Source organism: Streptomyces sp. HUAS TT11 (assembly GCF_051553595.1).
In the GTDB taxonomy this organism is placed as follows: domain Bacteria; phylum Actinomycetota; class Actinomycetes; order Streptomycetales; family Streptomycetaceae; genus Streptomyces.
In genome coordinates this window covers 556925-579419 of record NZ_CP196184.1, presented here as the reverse complement: position 1 = coordinate 579419, position 22495 = coordinate 556925, and the positions used below count along the sequence as shown (strand labels likewise).

The window sequence follows — 22495 nt, the reverse complement described above, 5'->3', positions numbered from 1 at the left end:
TCATCGGGCTGATGAGCGGGCTGGGAGGCTGTGCCTCCCAGCAGGGAGTCCGCCGGTCGTGGCGTCGACGCGGGTAGTGGGCGCACGATGGGCGTCGCGAAGCCCGATCAACGGCGGAGCGCTGTCATGCCTGCCGTGTCCCCCTCGCGTATGGCTCGGAGGCATTCGATGAATCAGCACCGTTCCGGAACGGACGCGGTCACCGTGACGGTGTTCGTCTTCCCCGGAGTGCGGCTGCTCGATGTGACAGGTCCCATCGAGGTGTTCTCTTCGGCGAACGAGTTCGGTGGGCGCTATCGGGTGCAGATCGCGTCCGAGGACGGGGCGGCAGTGACGACGGCCGCCGGGACCTGCATCAGCGCGGACCTGGCCGTCGATGATGTACGCGAGCCGTCCGACGTTGTGGTGATCCCGGGCGGTCCGTCATGGGAGACGCTGATCAAGGACGACGCGCTCCTGGATGTCGTCCGCAGACTCCATGAGAAGGCCCGGTGTACGGCATCGGTGTGCACGGGTGCCTTTCTCCTGGCGGCGGCCGGACTGCTGGATCGGCGTCGCGCCGCGACGCACTGGCGGCACTCGGAGCAACTGGCCCTGCGTTTCCCGTCCGTGCTGGTCGAACAGGACGCGATCTTCGTACGGGACGGGAGGATGATGACCTCCGCAGGCGTCAGTGCGGGCATCGACCTGTCGTTGGCGCTGGTCGAGGAGCACTATGGCGCAGAGGTCGCCCGAGCGGTGGCCAAGGACATGGTGGTCTTCATGCAACGGCCGGGGGGCCAGTCCCAGTTCAGCGTCCGCTCCCAGGTGCCGCACTCCCGTCACGAGATGCTCCGGCGGGTGCTCGACGAGGTCGCCACGAACCCCGGGGCCAACCACACCCTGTCGGCCATGGCACGGAGGGCCGGCGTCAGCATCCGCCATGTGACCCGGCTCTTCTTCGAAGAGGTGGGAACCACTCCGGCCCGGTACGTGGAGCAGGTCCGGTTGGAGGCTGCTCGGGTGCTGCTGGAAGCGGGAGACGATGCCATGCCGGTGGTAGCACGGCACACGGGGTTCGGCTCGCCCGAGTCGATGCGGAGAGCCTTTGTGCGGCACTTGGGTGTGACGCCCGGTGCGTACCGCAACAGCTTCCGCACGACCGGCGTGGGCGCGGGGGAGTCGGAGTCCCAAGGAGCCCCGCGGTAGTCGCGTCGCGACCGGAGACGGTTGCTCGGCGGTCACCCTTGCCATCACGGTCGGAGATCGGGTGCCGCCGGTAGGCCGATCCTGCTCGGGCCGAGGGTGGACGGCGGCGTTGTCGGCGCGTTCGGCAGCCGTCGGCTGTCGGCCGCCTCGGAGACAGACCGCCCTGTTGTACGGCCGCCCCGGCGAGCGCCTTGCCAAGCCCGCAAGACGGGGCCGGATCTGAGCCATCGCTGTCCTTTGCTGCGGCCAGGCACAGGCGCCGCCCGCGTGTTGAACGCCTCAGGAAATGTCCGTGGACGAGGCCGATTCGGTGCCCTGCCCTCCAGGCGATGTCCAAGGGCACGGCGTCGGCCCGACCGAACAGAAGGCGATCAGCGATGACTTCGACCAGTCCCACGCCCGAAGGCGATCCGCGCAGATGGCGCGCGCTCGGGATCATCTGCCTGGTGCAGGTGATGCTGCTACTTGATGTGACCGTGGTGAATGTGGCCCTTCCCCCCATCCAGCGGGATCTCGGCTTGACGACCACCGGCCTCGCGTGGGTCGTCAACGGCTACACCGTCACCTACGGCGGCCTGCTGATGCTGGGCGGGCGTCTGGGTGACCTGCTCGGCCGCAGACGCCTTTTTCTCGTCGGTCTGGTGATTTTCGCGCTGTCGTCGGCGAGCGCGGGGGTGGCCCAGCAAGCCGGTGTGCTGGTCGCCAGTCGCTTCGTACAGGGCATAGGGGCGGCGCTCGTGAGCCCGGCGGCCCTGGCCCTGGTGACGCTGCTGTTCACACAGCGGCAGGAAAGGGCACGGGCCATGGCCATCTGGAGCGGCCTGGCCGGAGTCGGCGTGGCACTGGGCGTCGTGCTGTCGGGGGTTCTGACCTCCCTCACCTCCTGGCGCTGGATCTTCTTCATCAACCTCCCCATCGCCGCCTTCGCGTTCCTCGCCACGCTCCGACTTGTCTCCGAAAGCAGGGCGACCAAGCGTGGCCGACCTGACGTCCTCGGCGCCGTCCTGGTGACCCTCGGGCTGCTCCTGGTCGTGTTCGGCCTCCTGGAGAAGGACAGCCATGCCTGGCTCTCGTTCCTCGTCCTGGGCTGTGTGGGGATCGGTGTCGTCTGCCTGATCGCGTTCGTGTTCGTCGAAGCCCGAGTGGCTCAGCCCCTGGTCCCCCTTGCCTTCCTCCGCTCCCGGAACCGGAGCATCGCCAACGCCGTGCGCATCTGCTACTACGTCGGCTTCGCGGCACTCTTCTTCTCACTGAGTCTGTATGTGCAGCACATACTGCATTTCTCCGCGCTGGCGACCGGATTCTCCTTTGTGCCGTTCGGGTTGGTCATTCTCTTCAGCGCCACCGTGCTGGCGCCGAGGCTCCTTCCACGCTTCGGGCTTCGGGCCCTGAACGGAGGAGGCCTCGCGATCAGCACGATCGGCTACGTTCTCCTTGCCGGGCTGAGCACCCACGGCACCTATGCGGCCGATGTGCTGCCGGGACTGATCCTTGTGCCGCTGGGAGGCGGCCTGGTCCTGGTGGGATCCACCGTCGCCGGAGTGGACGGCGCCACGGGTGAGGACGCAGGCATCGCCACCAGCATGAACAATGCGTCCATGCAGATCGGCAGTGCGATCGGTCTCGCAGCCCTGGTCTCCCTGGGCGCCGGCCACGCCGCCGCGCTACGGCACTTGGGCACCGATCCGATGACCGCCACCACGCACGGATACGCCTTCAGCTTCAGCATTGCCGCGGGCGTGACGGCCTTCGGCGCGCTGCTGGGATTCGTCGGGATCCGGTCGCCGCGACAGGAGGTGACCCCATGACACGGCTCCATCCGGGCCTCGAGCGTGACGGGTCTGTCGGCACCTGATCTCGGCGATCCTCAGCGGTACTGAGCCCGGCACTTCAGGGTGACGATGGTCGGCCGAGGGACACGCCCTTGGCGTGGCCTTCGGTCCTCGGCGTCGCCCGGTCGTGCCTTGCGATCGGTACCGGACGAGCCTGGGCAGGTGCGGTGCGAAACCTCGCCGTCACCGAACTGCTCGCTCCCCTGCTGGAGGCGCGGTGGGGCGTAGATGGACCACCGTGTCGGTTGCAACTCAGGGCTTCGGACGGCGGCCCTCACACCCCGGGGGTTCGGACGCGTAGCCGGTCGATCTCAACGAGCACTCGGTCGACATGGGGACGCACCTGCGCACACAAGGCATCACTCCACGTCTCGTTCTTGTACGTGCAGTTGAGATAGAGCTGCCTGGCGTGATCGAGGGCCGCTCGGTGCTCACACGGGAGCTGGGCGAGGGCCCATTCGGCGGCAGCGTCCTTCGACTTGATCTGCCCGGTGGCGAGCGTGGTCCAGATGCGGGCGAGGGTGAGCAGGACGTTGCGGGTGTCGCTGTCAAGGTCGTTGAGCAGGCTGGGGACACCCGCAACGCTCGCCCGAGCCGGGTCGGTCTGCGGGACCGGGTCGAGGACGTGCGCCGGGCGCTGACCGGCGAGAGGGTGGTCGCCGGTCAGCGCCATACTGATCATCAGGGCCAGATCGGGCATCGGCTCCGGCTGGGGGACTTCCCCGGCTTCGTACTGTGCGCGCAGCCACTCGCGGTAGAGGAAGTCACAGGTCGGCGGATGCCGCCACGGCCGGACCTCGGATCGGACGACCACGGTGACCTCAATCGAGCGGTCCTTGTCCGGGGAGCCGGAGATCCGGATCAGTCCGCCGAGGAGTGCCCGTCGATCCCGCTCGTTCATTCGCCGCCGGGTGACGACCAGCACATCCACGTCACTGGCCGGCCTGAGGCCGCCGAGCACGGAGGAGCCGTGGAGGTACATGCCGATGACCTCTCGGCCCGGCACCCCGCCGACCAGCTCCACGATCTCCTGAACCTGATTCACCCCGTCAGCGTCTCCTGCTGTCCAGCAGATGGCACCGGATTACGTGACTCCAGCGCTTGAGGGTCGGTCGTGGCGGCCGAGGTGAGGCCGGTTCCGGCGAGGAGGCCGTGCCGGCGCAGCCGGTGGCGCAGGCGGGCCGGCAGACCCGGCCGGTAGCGCAGCGGTCCGGTCCCGGACCGACGGCCACGACGGCTGCCGGAGACCCGCCCGGTGGGAGTGGTCCCGCGCCGGCCCCACCTGATCCCGCCGCAGTCACGCGGCTTCGGGTACTCCCGTATCTCGCGTGTCCGCGCCGTGGTGGTACGCCGCTGGTTCCCAGGGCCCAACGAACTGACCCCCCTCGGCTGTGTTCGAGGGGGGTCGGTAGCGGCGAGGTGCGCGCTGTGGCGTGCACGCCCGCCTTCTGATCGGTGGCCGACGGGTGGAGTGGTCAGCGGAAGGCGGCCGCGACCAGTTCCTTCTGCTCGCCGGCGTGCCGTCGGGCGGAACCAACGGCGGGGGCCGGTGCCTGGGCTCGGCTGATGCATCCGATGGGACGCTTCGTCAGTCGCTGCATGCGTGGACCCAGGAAGGGCCAGGCACCCTGGTTCTCGGGCTCTTCCTGCACCCACAGCACCTCGGCGTCTGCCGGATAGCGGCCGAGTTCCGTGCTGAGTTCGTGTTCCGGGAACGGATACAGTCGCTCCACACGCACGATCGCGGCGTCCGACAGGTTCGAGCTTCGCCGATGGGCGTCCAGGTCGTAGAAGACCTTGCCGGAGCACACCAGCACGCGTTCGATCCGGGCCGGGTCCGCCGTCTCATCCGGCAGGACTGCACGGAAGGCGCCCGTGGTGAACTCCGTCAGTGCGGAGGTGGCCGCCTTCAGCCGCAGCATCGACTTCGGAGTGAATACGACCAGTGGCCTTCTGTGCTTGCCGAGAGCGTGCTGTCTGAGCAGGTGGAAGTAGTTGCCCGGCAGGGACGGCATGGCGACGGTCATGTTCTCCTGCGCGCACAGTTGCAGGAATCGTTCGACTCGCGCGGAGGAGTGGTCCGGTCCCTGTCCTTCCAAGCCGTGCGGGAGCAGCAGTGTCACCCCGGAGCGCTGTCCCCACTTCTGCTCGGACGAGGCGATGTACTCGTCGACCACGGTCTGGGCGCCGTTGGCGAAGTCGCCGAACTGGGCCTCCCACAGCACCAGAGCTTCGGGCCGTGCCAGGGAGTAGCCGTATTCGAAGGCCAGTGCCGCCAGTTCGGACAGCATCGAGTTGCAGGGCGCGAAGTCGACCGCTGCGCCGAGGGAGTTCAGCGGTGTGTGTTCGGTGCCGGTGCGGCGGTCGGTGAGTACGGCGTGCCGTTGCCCGAACGTGCCGCGCTGGGAATCCTGCCCTGTCAGCCGTACGGGAACCCCGTCGAGGAGCAGCGAGCCGATGGCCAGGGTTTCTGCGGTGGCCCAGTCGACGGTTCCCGCATCAAGCATCGTGGTGCGCCGCTGCAACTGCGGCAGAACACGCGGGTGCACGGTGAAACCCGGCGGCAGATCGGATTGCGACGCGATGACGTGCCGGGCGGTCGCCTCCGTGATCGCGGTGCTCACCGCGGGGGGCACTCCGTCGCCGACGACGGCGAGGAGTTCGGGGGAGCCGGATGCCGACGCCGCCTGGGTTTCGACGAAGGCCCGTTCCAGTCGCCCCCGGTAGTCCCGCAGGGCGCCTTCCACCTGCTGCTCGCTGATGTCCCCTCGACGGACCAGTGCCTCGGCGTACAGCCTGCGCACCGAGGGCCTGGCATCGATGCGGTCGTACATCGCCGGCTGTGTGATGGACGGATCATCGACCTCGCTGTGACCGTGACGCCGGTAGCAGATCAGGTCGATGACGACGTCCTTGTGAAAGGCCTGACGGTAGTCGAAGGCCAGCTGTGCGACGCGCACGACTGCCTCGGGGTCGTCTCCGTTGACATGGAAGATCGGGGCCTCGACGGTCTTCGCCGCATCGGTGGCGTAGGTGCTCGAACGGCCGTGGGCGGGTGAGGTCGTGAAGCCGAGTTGGTTGTTGATGATGATGTGAACCGTCCCGCCGGTGCGGTAGCCCGGCAGCTGTGACATGTTCAGCGTCTCACCCACCACGCCCTGCCCCGCGAAGGCGGCATCCCCGTGGACCAGGACGGGCAGGACGGACGACATGTCGCCGGCGTCCGCCACCTCCTGCTTCGCTCGGACCACACCCTCCGCCACCGGCCCCACGATCTCCAGATGCGAGGGATTCGCCACCACGGAGACGGCCATGGCGCCACCGTCCGGAGCACGGTAGGTCCCGTCGGCACCGAGGTGGTACTTCACATCCCCGGACCCCTGGACCGATCTGACGTCCACCTCGTCCTCGAACTCGTGGAAGATCTCCGCGTAGGACTTGCCGACGATATTGGCCAGGACATTGAGTCGGCCACGGTGCGCCATGCCGATGACCGCCTCCCGGGCCCCGTTCCTGATGGAGCGGCGCAGCAAGGCGTCCAGCAGCACGATCGCGGACTCGCCGCCCTCGAGTGAATACCGCTTCTGGCCCACGTATTTGGTGTGCAGGAACGTCTCGAACGCCTCGGCTGCGCCCAGCCGGTAGAGGATCTGAAGCTGTTCGGCGCGGTCCGGCCGGGGGTGAGGCGTCTCGAGCCGCTGCTGGACCCAGTGGCGTTCCTCGAAGCTCTGGATGTGCATGTACTGGGTGCCGAGGGAGCCGCAGTAGGACTCCCGCAGGACGTGAAGGACGTTGCTAAGCGTCATGGCGTCCTGTCCGGCGAAGTCGTCGACGACGAAGGTCCTGTCAAGGTCCTCGGCGCCCAGTCCGAACGCCGTGATGTCGAGCTCCGGGTGTGCGTCCCGCTGCTCCGTCGTGAGCGGGTCGGTGTCGGCCATCAGGTGCCCTCGCACGCGATACCCGTGGATGAGTGCCGCGACGCGGACCGCCTTGACCGCCGAGCCGTCGGCAAGGTCACTCACGGTGTTCGCCTCGTGACGCGTCGGCGTCATGACTGATGGGGACTTGAAGAACGCTCTCCACGCCTCGTCGACCGAGGTCGGGTCATGGAGGAACCGCTCGTACTGTTCTTCCACGAGCCACTCGTTGAGGCCGAAATCCTGCCCATGGAGCACCGGCTGTCCGGCGCGGGGTTGCGACGCCACGGTGTGGATCGCCTTCTTTCCTCGCTGCATACGACCAATGGCGGACGCGGCCGGTTCGGCTGATCGTTTCCATCCTGCCCCGGGCCACCGCTTCCCGCATGCGGTGGGGGAAGCAAACCTCTCGGACCGCGTCGTAGTACCGAGGCTATGACAAGGGGGGATGTGAGCAGGCCGAGCGAAAGTGCCATAACGGCGGCACATGAGGACATGGCGTCGAGTCTGCGCGTCGTGGGTGGAATGCTTCGACCCGTAGCGCTGAGGTCTGTCTGCACGGCACCGGATGGCCTGATCCGATGGCATGGCGCCGACATCGAGGGGCATTGCCGATCGGACGCCGGCTGCGGGTATCGGCCACGACCTCGGGCCGTGGCGTCGACTGAAGGGGCGAATGTGGCTGAACGTGGTCGATCTACGACGTTCGGTGACAGGCGCCCTCATTCGAACCGTGGCGTCCTTCCTGCGCGGCTGTGAGCCGCGGCTGATGGTGGGCCGTCGATCCGCTGTCGCGGTTCGCCTCGGTCACCCGGCAAGCAGAACCGCACCTGGCACACACCACCGGTGCAGCGCACGTGCGACACCGACAGACAGGACAACCGGAATGACCGCGGACGGCGACCTCGACCACTTCCGACCCGAACTCGTTGTCATCCCGTGCGGCAGCAGCAAACTGAGCCAAGCTGCACGGGCGGCGGACATGTACATCGGCTCCTACCACCGGGCGTGCCGCAAGGCGGCTGACGCACTGCGACCTGACCGGCTGCTGATTCTGTCGGCACGCTACGGCCTGCTCGACCTCGACGACGTCATCGAGCCCTATGACACACCCCATGGCACGACCGACGCCATAACGGGCCACGCCCTTCTCGAGCAGGCCACCGCACGCGACATCGTGTTCCTCGACCCCGTGGTGGCCCTCGGCGGCGCACGGCATGTCGGCCTCGTCCGCTCCATCTGGCCGCATGCCCGTGCGCCGTTGGCCGGAGCAGGGGGCATGGGACACCAGATGGCCCGGCTCGCGGTGATGAGCCGGGGGCGCGGGACGCGGACCTGACATGACGCCATGCGGGGCGCCTGGAGCCCGTTCGTGACTCGGCAGCCGCGAGACCCTCGCCACCATGGGGCGGGGCGCAAGCCCGATCGGGGCGCCGTCCGGTCGGGTCGCGTGCGTCGACACGGACGTCACCGCACGTCGAACCGCCCCGACCGCTGTCCCGCCGAACCCTCCTCGTCAGAGGTCGACCCGTCCCGCAAGGTCTCGATCTCGGCGGCCAGGACGGCCATGTCGCGGACGTGCGCGTAGTACTCCGCCGCGTACTCGTCCTCGATCGCCGGGAGGACCCTCTCGAATACGGCCGTGAGCCTCGTCAAGCCTGTGCGGCGCTGCCGATCGAGCGGGCCGTGGAGGACGCTGGAGGCGTATCCGTAGGAGTCGGCGTCGAGCAGCACCATGTCCTGGTCCGCGATGTCCAGGCCCCGGAAGCTCGGTGGGAACGGCCGGGCCATGTGCTCGGCCATCATCTGTGACAGCGCGTCGAGCTTCTTTTCCCACATGCCGGAGATCCTGCCACGGCCCGCATACGGCGGGGCGCGGTTCGACCTCGGCGCGGTGAACCCATACGGTCACGACGCCAGTTCCCGACCCCCCCTCGACCGGGTCGGCTCGCTCACCGTCGGCCGTCTGCTCGGACGTTGTTGCCGTCGGCATCACCGCGGACTGGGCGTGGGGCACTGAACGCGCCCGAGGAATCAGGGTTGCTCAGTCCATCTCGTGCGTCAGTGTCGGATCGAACGCGTTCCGGCCGCTGCCGTCGAGCATGAGGAGAGAGGCCTGCGCCGGGTATCCGGCAGTGACGACGGTGTAGCGGTCGCTTTCGAGATCGCTGAAGGAGTAGGAGCCGTCCTCGCCGGTCAGCGTCATGGCGACGACATCGCCTGCCGGGTCAAGGAGCGTGACACGGGCATCGGAGACAGGGCGACCACCGGTGGTGGTACGGACGGTTCCCGTGAGCACGGTTGACCCGCCGGCCGCCTCCTCCGGCTCGACGGACCGTCGACGCGCGTGCCCGCCGAGGGGCCGACGCCGCATGTGCCTGTGCGCGTGCCGGACGGACTGCCCGGACACCACCACCCAGGCAATGACGAGCGCTCCATAGAGGACCACGGCCACCCATGCGAACACGTCCGAACCGGTCCGCACCGCCAGGGCGCCGGTGGCCGTCACACAGGCGCCGACCGGGAAGATGAACGACCACCATGTGGGGGCGAAGGGCAACCCCGCCCGGATCGTGCGCACGGTCAGCCCCGTGGCCAGCACAAGCCACAGCATGGTGAAGCCCCACACGACGATCCCGCCCAGCAGCGCGAACACCGCGGTGCCCCGCGCGTAGGGCGCGGGCAGCGCGCTCGGCGCCGCCGCGGCCAGTGCGCCGAGCGCGGTCACCGACTGGCCCAGCGCCCCCGCGCCGATCCATATCGTGGGCACGATCGTCCCGGTCGGTGCTTCATGGTGCACCAGGCGGCCGTAGATCATGGCCAGCACCAGCAGTGCCGCGACAAGGCCGAGTCCGAGCATGGCGTAGCACCCCAGCAGCAGCGCCAGCCGCAGCTGCCCTGCCGGTGCATGAGGGACGAGCAATGCGCCTGTCGCGGCCGACACCATCGGCGGCACCACCGGCATCAGCCAGCCTCCGAACGCCGCGTCCGGCGCGAAGCGGTGCCGGGTGACCATCAGATAGGGCACCGTGCACGCCGTGACAAGGCCGAGCACGGTACCGAGCGACCACAACACCCAGTCCACGTCCAGTGCGGCCTCAGGCCCCATCAGCCTGCGGCCGAGCAGCAGCGTCCCGGCTCCCACCGTGAGCAGTGCCATGGGAGGGGCGCCGAAGAACTGGGCCATCACCGGGTCACCGGCGTGCAAGCGCAGCGCCCGCTGGCGTAGGTAGCCGACAGCCAGCAGGGCCAGCAGGAGTGCGGCTGCCAGCCAGACCACCAGCGCAGCAGTGTGCAGCCCGGGGAAACTCCGCGGCAGGGTGACCGCCGCGTCGGCGACGATGCCCGTGCCCATCACGGCCGCGAACCAACTGGGGCCGAGAAGCGGACGCCTGATCGTGCTGGTCGCAGGCGCCGGCGGAGGGGCACTCGGGGAACGATTCATTCCCCAAACCCTATGTTCGGGATGGGGCGTTACTGTCGATCATGTCTTGATGTGAGCGCGGCATGGCACACATCGAGCGACCGCGCCACTGCGGAATCGTGAAGTAGCCCTGACCTGGCTGTGGATCGCCGGCTCGGTGCGGGAGTTCGGGCATGGGTACACGGCAGTCATGCCCCGGCGCCCTGGAGGTGATCGTCCGGTTCACAGCACACGCTGTCGGCGCCCGAGCCAGGTCTGGGCAACGATCACCACCGCCAGGAAGGCGCCGCTGACCACCTGTTGGTAGGCGGAGTCCAGGGATCCGATCTGGTTGATGACGTTCTGGATCACCTTCAGCAGGGCCACCCCCACCAGTGAGCCGCTGATGAAGCCGAAGCCGCCGGTGAGCAGGGTGCCGCCGATGACGACGGCCGAGATCGCCTCGAGTTCCATGCCCGTCCCGAGGATCGTCACGCCGGAGGCGAGCCATGCGGCGTTGAGGGAACCGGCGAGGCCCGCACACAGCCCCGACACGGTGTAGACCGCGACTTTCGTGCGGGTCACGGGCGCGCCCATCAAGGCGGCAGCGTCCTCGTTGCCGCCGACCGCGTACACGTACTGGCCGAACCGGGTCCGCCTGAGAACAAGGGCACCCAGCGCGAACAGTGCAACGGTGATCCAGACCGGCACCCCGATCCCGAGCAGCGAGCCCTGGCCGAGTTCGACGAAGAACGAGCCCTTGTCCACGAGGTAGGTCCGTGACCCCTCGTCGGTGAGCGCGAGGAGGACACCGCGCGCCGCGAGCATGGCGGCGAGGGTGACGATGAACGGGGCAAGTCCGGAGCGCGCGATCAGCAGTCCGTTCACCAGTCCGACGAGCCCGCACACGGCGAGCGGCAGCAGCAGTGCGACCGCGGTCCCGTACTGCGAACCCCAAGCGGCGAGGACGCCGCCCAGAGCGAACAGCGAGCCGACGGACAGGTCGATGCCGCCGGTGACGATCACGAAGGTCATGCCGAGGGCGACGACGGCGAGGAACGCCGACGACAGCGCCATGTTCTCCAGGTTGTCGCCGGTCAGGAAGGTGTCGAAGGCGAGGGAGGCGATGATCATGGCGATCACGAGGGTGACCAGAGCGCCGTGCTGCTGGGCGAGCGCGCTCATGCGCTCGGATCCGGTCGTACCCGGCGGGACGTCGTCGGCGGTGGCGGCGAGGGCGGCTTCGGTTCCCATGGTGGCTTCCCCGGTGTCGATGGTCATCGCTTCCCTCGCTCGCGTGCTGCGTAGACGGCACCGACGATCACGACGGCCTGCGCGATCTGCGTCCATGACGGCGGCAGGTCGTGCTTGATGAGCGTGGTGGTGAGCAGCTGGATCAGTACGGCGCCCGCGACAGTTCCGCCGATGCGGACCCGACCGCCGCTGAGCGGAGTGCCTCCGACCACCACCGCGGTGATGGCGGACAGTTCCATCAGCGTGCCCAGTGAGGTGGGATCGCTCGCGGTGAGACGTGCGGTGGCGAGCACGCCCGCGACCGCCGCCAGAGCGCCCGAACACACGTAGACCACGATCAGAACCCCCCGCACGGGCAGTCCCGCGAGACGTGCGGCCGGCCGGCTGTCCCCGATGGCCAGCAGACGGCGGCCGAACGTGGAGCGTTTGACGACGAACACCACGAGCAGTGCCAGCGCGGCGGCGATCAACACCAGATACGGGACGCCGAGCACGTCACCGGAGCCGAGGGAGGCCATACCGGGATTGCGCACGTCCTTGAGCTGGGGGAGCAGGACCAGGGCGACACCACGGGCGCCGACCATCAACGCGAGTGTGGCGACGATGGGCTGCACGCCCACGAACGCGATGAGCGCCCCGTTGGCCGCGCCGACCAGGATGCCGCCGACGACGGCGATCAGCGTGGCGACCCAGGGCCCGTAACCGAGGTAGAGCGACAGCAGCGACGTGGACAGGGCCATGACCGAACCGACCGACAGGTCGACGCCCTCGGTGCCGATCGCGAGGGCCATCCCGAGGGCGACGATCAGCACGGGGGCGACCTGCACGGCCTGGGTGCGGAAGTTCTCGCCGGAGGCGAAGTGCGGGGTGAAGGCGAAGTTGAAGACCAGCAGGACCATGACTCCGCCGTACACACCGTAGTTCTGCAGGAGGCGCAGCGCCCGGTCGCGGTCCACTGTGACACGGGCGAGGCTGACGTCAGCCATGAGGCCCTCCCTCGGGTACGTCGGCGATCGCCCGCATCAGTTCGTCCTCGGTGACGGCGTCTCCGGTGAGTTCGCGCACCACGGCACCGTCCTTGAGGACGACCACACGGTCGCTGCCCTCGATCAGTTCCTCGGTGTCGGAGGAGATCAGCAGGACGGCCAGGCCCTCGTCGGCGAGTTCGTCGACGAGAGCCTGTACTTCCGCCTTGGCGCCCACGTCGATTCCGCGTGTGGGCTCGTCCAGCAGCAGGACCTTGGGGTGCAGGGCGAGCCAGCGGGCAAGGAGCACCTTCTGCTGGTTGCCGCCGGACAGTTCGCCGACCCTCTGATGGGGACTCGAGGCCTTGATACGCAGCCGTTTCATGAAGGTGTCGACGATACGGTCGATCCGGGCGTCGTCGACCAGGCCGAAGCGCGACAGGCCCGGCAGCGCCGCGAGTGCGATGTTCTCCCGCACCGACAGTCCCGGCACGATGCCTTCGGTCTTGCGATCCTCGGGCAGCAGGCTGATCCCGGCCCGGATCGCCGCCGGGGTGGAGCCCGCGCGTACCGGTGCACCGTCCACCACGACCCGGCCGCCGTCGACCGGCAGAGCGCCCGCGATGGCCCTGGCGGTCTCGCTGCGCCCTGAGCCGAGCAGACCGCCGAGTCCGACCACCTCTCCGGGACGCAGGGACAGGGACACATCACGCAGTCGATGACGAACCGTCAGCCCCTCTGCCTGGAGCACCGGTTCGGCCGCGGCGTCATGGGACCCGGTGAACTTCGTCAGGCCCTCTCGGCGGACCTCGCCGATCTCCCGTCCGAGCATCAGCGACACCAGATGCAGCCGGTCGAGGTCGGCGAGCCGCCCGGTGTGCACCACCGCCCCGTCGCGCAGGACGGTGACCGAGTCGCAGATCTCGTAGAGTTCCTCCATGCGGTGACTGACGTAGACGACTGCGATGCCGCGCTCGCGCAGCGTGCGTATCACCTCGAACAGCGTGCTCACCTCGCGGGGCTCCAACGACGAGGTGGGTTCGTCCATGATCACGACTCGGGCGTCGACCGCCACGGCCCGGGCGAGCGCGACCATCTGCTGGGCGCCGACACTCAGTTCACGCAGGGGGCGGCGTACGTCGACCCGGATGCCGAGGCTGCGCAAGGTCTCGTCCGCCTCCCGGTGCATACGGCGGAAGTCGATCAGGCGCAGCCGACCGCGTGGCTCACGGCCGAGCAGGAGGTTGCGGGCCACACTCATCAGCGGGACGAGATTGACCTCCTGGTAGATGGTGGAGATGCCCGCCTGCTGAGCCTGCAGGGGAGTGGTGAAGCGGACAGGGGCGCCGTCGTATGTCACCTCGCCGGCGTCGGGCTCGTACACCCCGGTGAGGACTTTGATCAGTGTCGACTTCCCGGCGCCGTTCTCGCCGACCAAGGCGTGCACCTCCCCGGCGCGTGCGGCGAAGTCCGCATCGGACAGCGCCCGCACGCCGGGGAAGGATTTGCACAGTCCGGTGACCGTGAGCATCTCAGTAGGCCTTGCCCAGGTCGGCCTTCGCGTTGCTCTCGGTGTAGGAACTGTCCTGGATGACGATGTCCTGGGCCACTTCCTGACCCTGGGTGAAGGTGTCCAGCGTCTGGAATGCCAGCGGCCCGAAACGCGGGTTGGACTCGATGACGCCGTCGATCCAGCCGTCCACGATGCCCTGAACGGCGTTGCGGGTTCCGTCGATCGTCACGATCTTCACGTCACCGGGCTTCTTGCCGGCGCCCTTGAGGGCATTGACGGCGCCCAGTCCCATCTCGTCGTTCTCGGCGTAGATGCCCTTGATCCCCGGCTTGGACTGGATCAGGTTCTCCGTGACGGACTGGCCCTTCTCGCGCGCGAAGTCGCCCGTCTGCCGGAAGACGATCTTGAGCCCGGGCGCCTTCTCCTTGATGCGGTCCTCGAAGCCCTTGGTGCGTTCGGTGGTGACGTTGTTGCCCGCGGCGCCGAGCAGGATGGCGACCTCTCCCTTGCCGCCGGTCGCCTCGATCATCCGGTCGGCGGCGCGCCGGCCCTGTTCGACGAAGTCGGAGCCGATGAAGCTCACATAGTCCTTGCAGGCGGCGGCGTTGATCTTGCGGTCGATCGTCACGATGGGGATGTGCTCGGCCGAGGCGGTGCGCAGCACCGGCTCCCAGCCGTCGGAGTTGAGCGGGGCGATGACCAGCAGGTCGGCACCCTTGGCGATGAGGTCCTGCACGTCGCTGATCTGCTTGGAGAACTGCGACTGCGCGTTGGACGTCAGGAGCTTGACGCCTCGCTTCCGGGCCTCGGCCTTGATGGACGCCGTCTCCGCGATACGGAAGGGGTTGGCTTCCTTCTCGGACTGGGAGAAGCCGACCGTGGCGGACTTCAGGTCCACCTTCGAGCCACCGTAGGAGTCGATCGTGCAGCTCGGCCCGGAACCGCCGCTGGGCGAGGCGACGACCTGGCCGGGATCCTCCTGCTGGACGGAAGCCTTGTCGTTGCCGGAGCTGTCTTCGGACTTGGCGCATCCGGCGGTGAGCGCCAGACCGGTGACAAGGCCGGTGGCGAGCAGTGTCCGTACGGAGGCGCGACGCAGTGGTGCGATGTGCTTCATGAGTACCCCAAACGGCGTGGCCCCGGCGCTCGGAGCGCTCACGGGGAAGGACGGCTCGTGCGGTCAACTCGGCGTGCACGTCGTTCAGAGGAGGTTTTTACATCGTTGGAAGGAGCCTGTAAACCCTGCCGTCCGAAATCTCGGCCGAACGGAACGGGCGGCCGTCAGCGGCGACCGAGGGTGCTCTCCCGCTCCACCAGCCGGAATTCCGCGATCAGTTCACGTCCGCCCGGCTCGCTGCGCCCCGACAGACTGCGCAGCAGCGACGCCACCGCCATGCGCGCGATGGCCTGTTTGTCCGGCGAGACGGTGGTCAGCGACACGGCGCCGAAGCGGCTCTCGGCGATGTCGTCGAATCCCGCCACGGCGATGTCCCACGGCACCCGCAGCCCACGCTCGTGCAGCACCCGCATCGCCCCGATCGCGATCAGGTCGTTGAACGCGAACACGGCGTCGGGCCGCACGCCGGCGTCGAGCAGCCTGGCCATGGCCCGCGCGCCGTCGTCCCGGTCCCAGCCGCCGACCGGTACCACCAGCTCGTCCGGTGCCGGCACCCCCGCCGCCGTCAGCTCCTCGCGCCAGCCGAGGAGTCGCAGGTGGGCCGGACGGTTCGCGGAGTCCGTGCGGGCGCCGAGGTAGGCGATGCGGGTGCGACCGCGGCTGAGCAGATGGCGTACGGCGGTACGCGCGGCGGCCACGTTGTCGATGGCGATGTGGTCGTGCGGAGTGTCGTACTCCCGCTCGCCGAGCAGGACCAGGGGCACGTCGTCCGGCCGGCCCTGCAGGTCCTCGGCCTCCAGCTCCAGAGGGCTGAGGATGAGCCCGTCGATCACCCGGGCCCGGAAGCCCTGGCTGACGAGTACCTCCTGCTCGCGCCGGCCACGGGTGTGGTCGAGCAGGACCGTGAAATCGTGTTCGGCGGCCGCGTCGATCACCGCTCCGGCCAGTTCGGCGAAATACGGGTTGCCGAGTTCGGGGACGGCGAGTGCGATGATGCCCGTGCGGCCCTTGCGCAGGTGCCGAGCGGTGAGGTTCGGCCGATAGCCCAGTTCGTCGATGGCCTGCTGGACGCGGGCCCGCATCGTCGGCGTGACGTGCGGATAGTTGTTCACGACGTTGGACACGGTCTTGATCGAGACGCCGGCTTTTTCGGCCACGTCCTTCAGGCTGACCCGCAAGGGATCTCCTCGGCATCGATGGGAGCTCCTGACGTCGGAGCATTGTCATGACCCTGGACAGCGGCCGGGAGCCGTGCTCTCATGCCAACTGCCATGCTTCCAACGTTGTACAGACTGAAGCAGTGAGCCGCCACCCTTCCTCAGTCAAGGAGGATCCGTGCGCATCAGACCAGTCGGACGCCGTCTGACTTTACTGCTCGCGGATGCCCTGAGCATTGCCGGGCTGGCCGCGACACCGACCGCCACGTCAGCCGCCACACCCGTGGACGATCCTGTCGAAGTCCACGGCCTCAAAGGCGAGTACTACACCCAATCCGCCCCCGGAGCCTTCGACTTCGCCCAGCTCAAGGCCACCGGATTCGACCCGCAGCTCGACTTCGGGTCCCTGGAGTCCCGTCTGAACTCGGCCACCGGGCAGTCGGACGACGTCAGCGTCCGCTGGACCGGGCGCATCGTGCCCGAGAAGACAGGCCCCACCACCTTCTCGATCATCGGAGACAACGGATTCCGGCTCTGGGTCGACGGCCGTCTCGTGATCGACCACTGGGTCGACGACTGGGACCGCGAACAGAGCGGCGAACCTGTCGAGTTGACCGCAGGCAAGGCGTACGACATCAAGGTCGAGTACTTCGAGCACTACGGGGGATCCAACCTCCACGTGCGCTGGACCCCGCCGAGCGGGACCAAGACCGCGATCCCGCAGTCGGCGTTCCTCCTGCCGGAGGGATACGACTACGACGGCGCCATCGCCACCACCGTCCAGCGTGACGGCCGAACCCTCCAACTCGACTTCGCACAGGCGCTGAACGCCCCGCCCACCGCGCTCATCAACCATCTCGACGCGGTGATCGGCGGCGCCACCTGGCCACTGGGCGCCGCCCGACTCGACCCGACCGACCCCAAGTCCCTGCTCGTCTCCCTGAAGGAACCCGTCGTCGGCAACAAGACCGGCACCGCGCCGGGACTCGCAGACGTCCGCTACGACGGCCAAGGCGGGCTGACCGACAAGAACGGCAAGGCGATCGGCGCGTTCTGGAGCAGCGGCGCCAACCGTTCCACCTACGAACTGCGCACCAAATGGGCCGACGACGTCACACCGGCCAACGCCCACCGCGAGTACCCGCGCCCGCAGCTCACACGCGATGCCTGGCAGAACCTCAACGGCAGCTGGCAGTTCGCCGCGGCGACAGAGGGCGAAAATCCGCCCGTGGGCCGCAAGCTCGCCGAGCAGATCCTCGTCCCCTACCCCGTCGAGTCCCAGCTCTCGGGCATAGAACGGCACGAGGACCGGATGTGGTACCGCCGCACCTTCACGGTGCCCCCGGGCTGGAAGATCGGTGACAACAAGCGGCTGCAACTGAACTTCGGCGCCGTCGACTGGCAGGCCGACGTCTATGTCAACGGCACCAAGGTCGCCGAACACAAGGGTGGCTACGACAAGTTCAGTGCCGATATCACCGACGCACTCAAGCCCGGCCGCAGTCAGGAGCTCATCGTCGGTGTCTACGACCCGACGGACGCCGCGAACGGCGAGAACCCGCCGATCGGCAAGCAGCGCCTCGACCCCAGCGGCATCTGGTACACCCCGACCTCCGGAATCTGGCAGACGGTCTGGCTGGAGCCCGTGGCGCGGGACCACGTCGACCAGCTGAAACTGACCCCGCATGTCGACAGCGGCACGTTGACCGTCGAACCGCAGGGCGTACGCAACGGCGTCAGCGTCACCGCAACGGCCTACGACGGCAAGCACAAGGTGGCCACGGTCACCGGCCGCACCGGCCAACCGCTGACCCTGCGGATCCCGCACGCCCGCCTGTGGTCACCCGACCACCCGTTCCTCTACGACCTCAGAGTGAGCGTCGGCGCCGACCTCGTCGGCAGCTACTTCGGAATGCGCTCCATCGAGGTGCAGAAGATCGACGGCGTACCGCGCACGGTCCTCAACGGCAAGCCGGTCTTCATGATGGCCACACTCGACCAGGGATTCTGGCCGGACGGCCTGTACACGGCACCGAGCGACGAGGCCCTCGCCTACGACCTGAAGATGCACAAGAACATGGGCTTCAACGCCGTCCGCAAGCACATCAAGGTGGAACCCGACCGGTGGTTCTACTGGGCCGACCGACTCGGCCTGCTCGTGTGGCAGGACATGCCGGCGATGACGGCGGGTGTGAACCCCTCCACCGCGGCCCGCACCGAGTACGAGCGCGAGATGAAGGAGATGATCGACGAACACATCAGCAGTCCGGCAGTCGTCATGTGGGTCGTCTTCAACGAGGGCTGGGGCCAGTACGACATCGGCCGTGTCGCCTCGCAGGCCAAGTCCTGGGACCCCAGCCGTCTGGTCAACAACATGTCGGGCCTCAATCTCGGCAACGACGGCGGAGCCGGCGACATCATGGACGAGCACGGCTATCCGAGCCCGGCCCTGCCACCGAACCCGGACGGCCAACGGGCCCTGGTCAGTGGCGAGTACGGGGGCCTGGGTCTCGGGATTCCGGGCCACGCCTGGTCGGTGCAGCAGTCGTACGTCGATGTCGACCCCACGACCTACACGGACGACTACCTGCAGAAACTGACCGAAGTCCACGCGCTCGCGTGCCGGGGCGGCAACGGCGCGGTCTACACACAGATCTCGGACGTCGAGGGCGAGCTCAACGGCCTGATGACGTACGACCGCAAGGTGGTCAAACCCGATGTGGCACGGTTGAAGACGGCCCAGAGCGCCCTGATCGACGATGCGTCACGGCCGGTACCGGCGGGATGCGCCTGAGAGCCTGGCGCAGCTTTCCGACGCCGAGTCGGAGGGCAGACCGCCGCCGTCCGTAACCGTCCCTGAGCCGGTCCGCCCGCGCCTGCACCTTCGGGGTGCGGGCGGACCGACGGGAGCCGATGGTGCCTGCTGACGCAGCAGGCACCATCGGTGGAGGAACAGGCAGCTCCTTACGAACTCGGCGCCGCCGTTGCGACGCCCGGCCGGAAGGCCGGACGCCGCGACAGCTCACGTCAGGCCGGCGAGGCGACCGTTCGGCCGAAGTGCCGGGCGAAGAACCGGACCGCGCTGTCGGCCTCGAACCGGGGCAACTCCTTGTGGCTGCCCGCGTTGGCGTGCAACGTCTTCTCCTTCGAGGCGAACGCGTCGAACAGCGCCAGACCCGCCTCGCGCGGGATGTGTTCGTCGTCCCACTGCATGTCGAACTCGATCGGGATGGTGATCTGCTCGGCCTTCTCGGCGAGTACATCGGGCCAGTGCTGACCGAAGACCGCAGCCGTGATCCTGGGTTCGACCGCCACCAGGGGCACCCCGATCGCGGTGCCCATATTGATGCCGAAGTAGCCGACCGGCCCCTCGGCACCGATCTCCGGAAGCTCCTGAAGGGCGTCCAGGGTCGCCCGCCACTCGGGCACCGCGAGTTCCGCCAGATGCGCGTTGTAGCGGACCACGATCGGACCCTCGGGTTCCCCCGCGGCCCTCGCCCGGTACAGGGCGGCGATCTCCTGCTCGTCGTGCGCCGTGCGCGGCCGGTCACCGTGACCGGGTGCGTCGATGACCGCGACGTGAAAGCCGCAGCCGGTCACGAGACGGTGTGCACGGCCCGACATTGCCGGAGCCTTCTTGTGGGTTCCGCCGCCGTGCCCCATCAGTACCAGAGGCGCACGATCGGAGCCGGAAAGCGGCGACCAGAGAACGCCGGGCACCTCACCCAGGGTGAAGTCGCGCTCGAGCATGCCGTTCGACGACGACTCGGCAGTGAACTGCAAGGAATGCATAGGTTTGTTGCCTTTCGGAAGTGCCTTGTGTGGAGGCGCTCCCGGCGACAGCTATGTCGATCGCCCGGCCGTGACGAAAAGCGGGAGCACCCACGTCGATACAGCGTTCATGGGTCTCACCTCCTCGCGTCCTGTCACGGTACCCAGGACGCTACAAGCCCGATCCGCGTTCCGTCCAACTCTTTCCCCTCCCAAGCGCACTTGTGCCGGCGAACCCGTGCCAGGTGCCGCCGAGACTTCACATGATCGGCTACGACCCCGTACCGGTGGCATGGTTGAAGGCGCCGTCGGTGAGGACGGGCACGATTGCGCTCGCGTTGAGCTCGGTTGCGATCACCACATCGTCGGGGAATCCGCCGCGAGCCACTTCGATGCCGGAGGAAGAGGCAGCCACAGCACCGGCGACGTCGGGCGTGTGGGCGAAGCAAGCTCGTGCGGCAGCCGCCTCGGGGGACAGCGGGCCAACGCCTTGCGACGTCAGTTCGGCGATGATCGCCCCGGCGCCCAGCAAGTCCTCCAGCGCAGGTCGCAGGCCTCCGTCCGGCCACCGCTCACCAGCAGCGATCACCGCGAGCGGACGTTCCACGGTCCCGTAGCCGTGCAGGGTCAGCCATCGCCCGACAGCTGTGGCGTTCCGCAGGCAGCCCGCCACCATCGGTGAATCGCCTGCCGCCGCGGCGATGGCGGATCCGTTGGGTGAGGGGAGCACGAGTCGGGGGGTGAACGGTGCTTGCCGCAATGCTGCCGGAGACAGCGACCACGGTGAGGTCGAAGTGGCTGCTCGCCGTCCCACTGCCAGCGCCGCTGTCTTGCTCCGGGCAAAGTCGGCCGCCGTCTCGTCACGCCAGGCATAGGGAAAGACCTGGGTTCCCGCCTCCACAGCGACGGTCACCGATGTCGTGAACGACAGCACGTCGACCACCACCAGGCACGCGGCCTCCGACGCCAACTGCTGGGCACCGGTGGGACCCCACTCGAATCGGACTCCGTACCCCTGCTGCAGGAACCAGTCGCTCATGGTGGTCGAGTCTGGCATCGGTTGGGCCGGCCGGGAGGGCTGTCCGGTGTTCGCGGGCCTGGCCGTCGGCCATCCTCGACGAGCGGGGCTCGTCGCCGCAAATGCGTTCGTCGCCCGTGGCTCGGCGACGTTGACCTCGCCGGCCATGGGAGCACGAGCGCAGTACGTGGTGGTCGAGAACGGCACCTGGAAGCGGTACTTCTCGCACTGGGCCGCCAACCGGGTGGTGGACGATCTGCTGCCCGGTCCGGCCGCGGCGACACGCTGCTTCCGCGCCGATCGGGAGATCGACGAATGGCTCGACGACGTGTGGTGCGAGGGCGCCGCACTCGTCGACCACGACCGCCGGACCCTCCTCTGGTTCGCCTTCGCGGACAGCTGGGCGGACCATGTCGCGGCCCGCGCCGTACTCGCCCGCACATGGCCGGGCTGGGACGTGCGTTTCGCTCACGACGGCATGGGTGATCTGACCCATCACCTGGGTCTCGGCAGGGATCTGACCCGGTCGCCCGGCTGGTTCGAGACCTTCGAGCCGTCCTGGTACGCGGACCCCGAGGATTCGGAACCCTGGTCCGCCGTCTCCGTCCGTCTGTCCGACGGAAGCGTTCGCGCATGGGGCAGCGGTCGGGAGCCCATCGAGCACCTCACCAACAGCCCCGGCCTGATCGACCTGATCGTCGCGTCACCGGCCACCCCTCCGCTCGCGGACATGCCGTACGGCGGCATCCACTTCGATCCGCAAGCCCGAAGCGTCTCGCTCTGGGCGGTGCAGACCGCGGTCGGCGTCCACGACTGGCCCTTGCCGGGCTGGGAGAACTGGGACTTTGAGTTCCGTGGTGACGACCACACGCATCAGGCAGGGCTGCTCCCGGCCGACTTCCCCTTCCCGCAGCGGCCGCTCGGGGCCGCACTGCGGCAGCTCGTCGACGGTCTCGCCATCCTGCCGACCGGCAGTGTCGCGCTTCTTGCCCGCGCCGCGGCCGTGCCGGGTCCGCAGGGCACCGTGCCCGTGGTACAGCCCGCTGCGCTGGTGCCGCACGAACCGGCGGACCCCACCCCGGGCGAGCAGGCCGAGCTGCGCGCGACGCTCGAACAGCTGGTTGCCGAGGCGGAGGTGGACTGACCACCAAAACTGACCACCACCACAGGGGTCCCCTCGTACCGTAGGGGTGACTCGGCCGCGACAGTGGATCGGCGCACCAGGCGCGACGGGCGTTTTCGCGATCGACCCTGGCCTTGGAGCTGCAGCGGCGCGGGTGGTCGTCGGCACCAAGCGGATTGATCATCGGCGTGCGGCGTGCGGCGTGCAGGTGTCGGGTGTCGGGTGGGCGCCGTACGG

General features: G+C 68.4%; 15 protein-coding genes and 3 pseudogenes. 5 read left to right on the top strand and 13 right to left on the bottom strand.

Going from position 1 to position 22495, the window contains the following annotated elements; translation table 11 throughout:
- Window positions 1-168 precede the first annotated feature (168 nt).
- Window positions 169-1188 (top strand): GlxA family transcriptional regulator, encoded by a 1020-nt coding sequence (locus ACSHXN_RS02860; protein ID WP_438302571.1) that lies wholly within the window; start codon window positions 169-171, stop codon window positions 1186-1188.
- Between the two features lie 377 nt (window positions 1189-1565).
- Window positions 1566-2996: an MFS transporter gene (locus ACSHXN_RS02855; protein ID WP_438302570.1), complete on the top strand. Its 1431-nt coding sequence runs from the start codon at window positions 1566-1568 to the stop codon at window positions 2994-2996.
- Between the two features lie 298 nt (window positions 2997-3294).
- Here the strand turns inward: ACSHXN_RS02855 and ACSHXN_RS02850 are convergent, their stop codons facing one another.
- The 4 genes and pseudogenes from ACSHXN_RS02850 to ACSHXN_RS02835 form a co-directional block, all read right to left on the bottom strand.
- The gene (locus ACSHXN_RS02850) at window positions 3295-4065 is read right to left on the bottom strand and encodes an aminoglycoside adenylyltransferase domain-containing protein (RefSeq protein WP_438302569.1); all 771 of its coding nucleotides are present in this window, start codon (window positions 4063-4065) and stop codon (window positions 3295-3297) included.
- A 107-nt stretch (window positions 4066-4172) separates the two neighbouring features.
- Window positions 4173-4310: pseudogene (locus tag ACSHXN_RS02845) on the bottom strand (IS630 family transposase); the annotation flags it as partial.
- A 185-nt stretch (window positions 4311-4495) separates the two neighbouring features.
- Window positions 4496-7117 (bottom strand): annotated as a pseudogene (locus tag ACSHXN_RS02840) (multifunctional oxoglutarate decarboxylase/oxoglutarate dehydrogenase thiamine pyrophosphate-binding subunit/dihydrolipoyllysine-residue succinyltransferase subunit); the annotation flags it as partial.
- 9 nt (window positions 7118-7126) lie between these two features.
- Window positions 7127-7255 (bottom strand): annotated as a pseudogene (locus ACSHXN_RS02835) (hypothetical protein); the annotation flags it as partial.
- 568 nt (window positions 7256-7823) lie between these two features.
- Here ACSHXN_RS02835 and ACSHXN_RS02830 point away from each other — a divergent pair.
- On the top strand, window positions 7824-8276 hold the full coding sequence (locus ACSHXN_RS02830; RefSeq protein WP_355140208.1) for a DUF6884 domain-containing protein: 453 nt from the start codon (window positions 7824-7826) through the stop codon (window positions 8274-8276).
- A gap of 128 nt (window positions 8277-8404) precedes the next feature.
- Here ACSHXN_RS02830 and ACSHXN_RS02825 read toward each other — a convergent pair whose 3' ends face one another.
- The 7 genes from ACSHXN_RS02825 to ACSHXN_RS02795 all read right to left on the bottom strand — a co-directional run bounded on the left by ACSHXN_RS02825 (window position 8405) and on the right by ACSHXN_RS02795 (window position 16367).
- Window positions 8405-8776 (bottom strand): hypothetical protein, encoded by a 372-nt coding sequence (locus ACSHXN_RS02825; protein ID WP_356293953.1) that lies wholly within the window; start codon window positions 8774-8776, stop codon window positions 8405-8407.
- Between the two features lie 205 nt (window positions 8777-8981).
- Window positions 8982-10382: a carboxypeptidase regulatory-like domain-containing protein gene (locus ACSHXN_RS02820; RefSeq protein ID WP_355140206.1), complete on the bottom strand. Its 1401-nt coding sequence runs from the start codon at window positions 10380-10382 to the stop codon at window positions 8982-8984.
- A 201-nt stretch (window positions 10383-10583) separates the two neighbouring features.
- Window positions 10584-11621: an ABC transporter permease gene (locus ACSHXN_RS02815; protein ID WP_438302568.1), complete on the bottom strand. Its 1038-nt coding sequence runs from the start codon at window positions 11619-11621 to the stop codon at window positions 10584-10586.
- Complete coding sequence (locus ACSHXN_RS02810; RefSeq protein WP_356112578.1) at window positions 11618-12580, bottom strand: ABC transporter permease; 963 nt, start codon at window positions 12578-12580, stop codon at window positions 11618-11620. The genes ACSHXN_RS02815 and ACSHXN_RS02810 overlap by 4 nt, the downstream gene beginning before the upstream one ends.
- Window positions 12573-14090 (bottom strand): sugar ABC transporter ATP-binding protein, encoded by a 1518-nt coding sequence (locus tag ACSHXN_RS02805; protein WP_438302567.1) that lies wholly within the window; start codon window positions 14088-14090, stop codon window positions 12573-12575. The genes ACSHXN_RS02810 and ACSHXN_RS02805 overlap by 8 nt, the downstream gene beginning before the upstream one ends.
- 1 nt (window position 14091) lies before the next feature.
- Complete coding sequence (locus tag ACSHXN_RS02800) at window positions 14092-15189, bottom strand: ABC transporter substrate-binding protein (RefSeq protein ID WP_355140203.1); 1098 nt, start codon at window positions 15187-15189, stop codon at window positions 14092-14094.
- Window positions 15190-15353: 164 nt separating this feature from the next.
- Window positions 15354-16367 carry a LacI family DNA-binding transcriptional regulator gene (locus ACSHXN_RS02795; protein ID WP_438302566.1) on the bottom strand — a complete coding sequence of 338 codons (1014 nt, stop codon included), beginning with the start codon at window positions 16365-16367 and terminating at the stop codon, window positions 15354-15356.
- A gap of 157 nt (window positions 16368-16524) precedes the next feature.
- On the opposite strand from ACSHXN_RS02795, the gene ACSHXN_RS02790 reads away from it, so the two are divergent.
- A complete protein-coding gene (locus ACSHXN_RS02790) occupies window positions 16525-19140 on the top strand; it encodes a PA14 domain-containing protein (RefSeq protein WP_438302565.1) in 2616 nt (871 codons plus the stop codon).
- Window positions 19141-19373: 233 nt separating this feature from the next.
- On the opposite strand, the gene ACSHXN_RS02785 is transcribed toward ACSHXN_RS02790, so the two are convergent.
- Complete coding sequence (locus ACSHXN_RS02785; protein WP_355140200.1) at window positions 19374-20138, bottom strand: alpha/beta hydrolase; 765 nt, start codon at window positions 20136-20138, stop codon at window positions 19374-19376.
- Between the two features lie 250 nt (window positions 20139-20388).
- Complete coding sequence (locus tag ACSHXN_RS02780) at window positions 20389-21156, bottom strand: 2-phosphosulfolactate phosphatase (protein WP_438306416.1); 768 nt, start codon at window positions 21154-21156, stop codon at window positions 20389-20391.
- Between ACSHXN_RS02780 and ACSHXN_RS02775 the strand changes: the two genes are divergently transcribed.
- Window positions 21155-22279: a hypothetical protein gene (locus ACSHXN_RS02775; protein WP_438306553.1), complete on the top strand. Its 1125-nt coding sequence runs from the start codon at window positions 21155-21157 to the stop codon at window positions 22277-22279. The two genes, ACSHXN_RS02780 and ACSHXN_RS02775, sit on opposite strands and share 2 nt — an antisense overlap.
- The last annotated feature ends 216 nt before the right edge of the window (window positions 22280-22495 follow it).

Excerpts from the sequence above, each read along its gene's own strand:
- ACSHXN_RS02815 (WP_438302568.1), bottom strand. The coding sequence starts at position 11,621 with ATGACCATCGACACCGGGGAAGCCACCATGGGAACCGAAGCCGCCCTC.
- ACSHXN_RS02805 (WP_438302567.1), bottom strand. The coding sequence starts at position 14,090 with ATGCTCACGGTCACCGGACTGTGCAAATCCTTCCCCGGCGTGCGGGCG.
- ACSHXN_RS02855 (WP_438302570.1), top strand. The coding sequence starts at position 1,566 with ATGACTTCGACCAGTCCCACGCCCGAAGGCGATCCGCGCAGATGGCGC.
- ACSHXN_RS02830 (WP_355140208.1), top strand. The coding sequence starts at position 7,824 with ATGACCGCGGACGGCGACCTCGACCACTTCCGACCCGAACTCGTTGTC.
- ACSHXN_RS02860 (WP_438302571.1), top strand. The coding sequence starts at position 169 with ATGAATCAGCACCGTTCCGGAACGGACGCGGTCACCGTGACGGTGTTC.
- ACSHXN_RS02785 (WP_355140200.1), bottom strand. The coding sequence starts at position 20,138 with ATGCATTCCTTGCAGTTCACTGCCGAGTCGTCGTCGAACGGCATGCTC.
- ACSHXN_RS02825 (WP_356293953.1), bottom strand. The coding sequence starts at position 8,776 with ATGTGGGAAAAGAAGCTCGACGCGCTGTCACAGATGATGGCCGAGCAC.
- ACSHXN_RS02820 (WP_355140206.1), bottom strand. The coding sequence starts at position 10,382 with ATGAATCGTTCCCCGAGTGCCCCTCCGCCGGCGCCTGCGACCAGCACG.
- ACSHXN_RS02800 (WP_355140203.1), bottom strand. The coding sequence starts at position 15,189 with ATGAAGCACATCGCACCACTGCGTCGCGCCTCCGTACGGACACTGCTC.
- ACSHXN_RS02780 (WP_438306416.1), bottom strand. The coding sequence starts at position 21,156 with ATGAGCGACTGGTTCCTGCAGCAGGGGTACGGAGTCCGATTCGAGTGG.
- ACSHXN_RS02775 (WP_438306553.1), top strand. The coding sequence starts at position 21,155 with ATGGTGGTCGAGTCTGGCATCGGTTGGGCCGGCCGGGAGGGCTGTCCG.
- ACSHXN_RS02810 (WP_356112578.1), bottom strand. The coding sequence starts at position 12,580 with ATGGCTGACGTCAGCCTCGCCCGTGTCACAGTGGACCGCGACCGGGCG.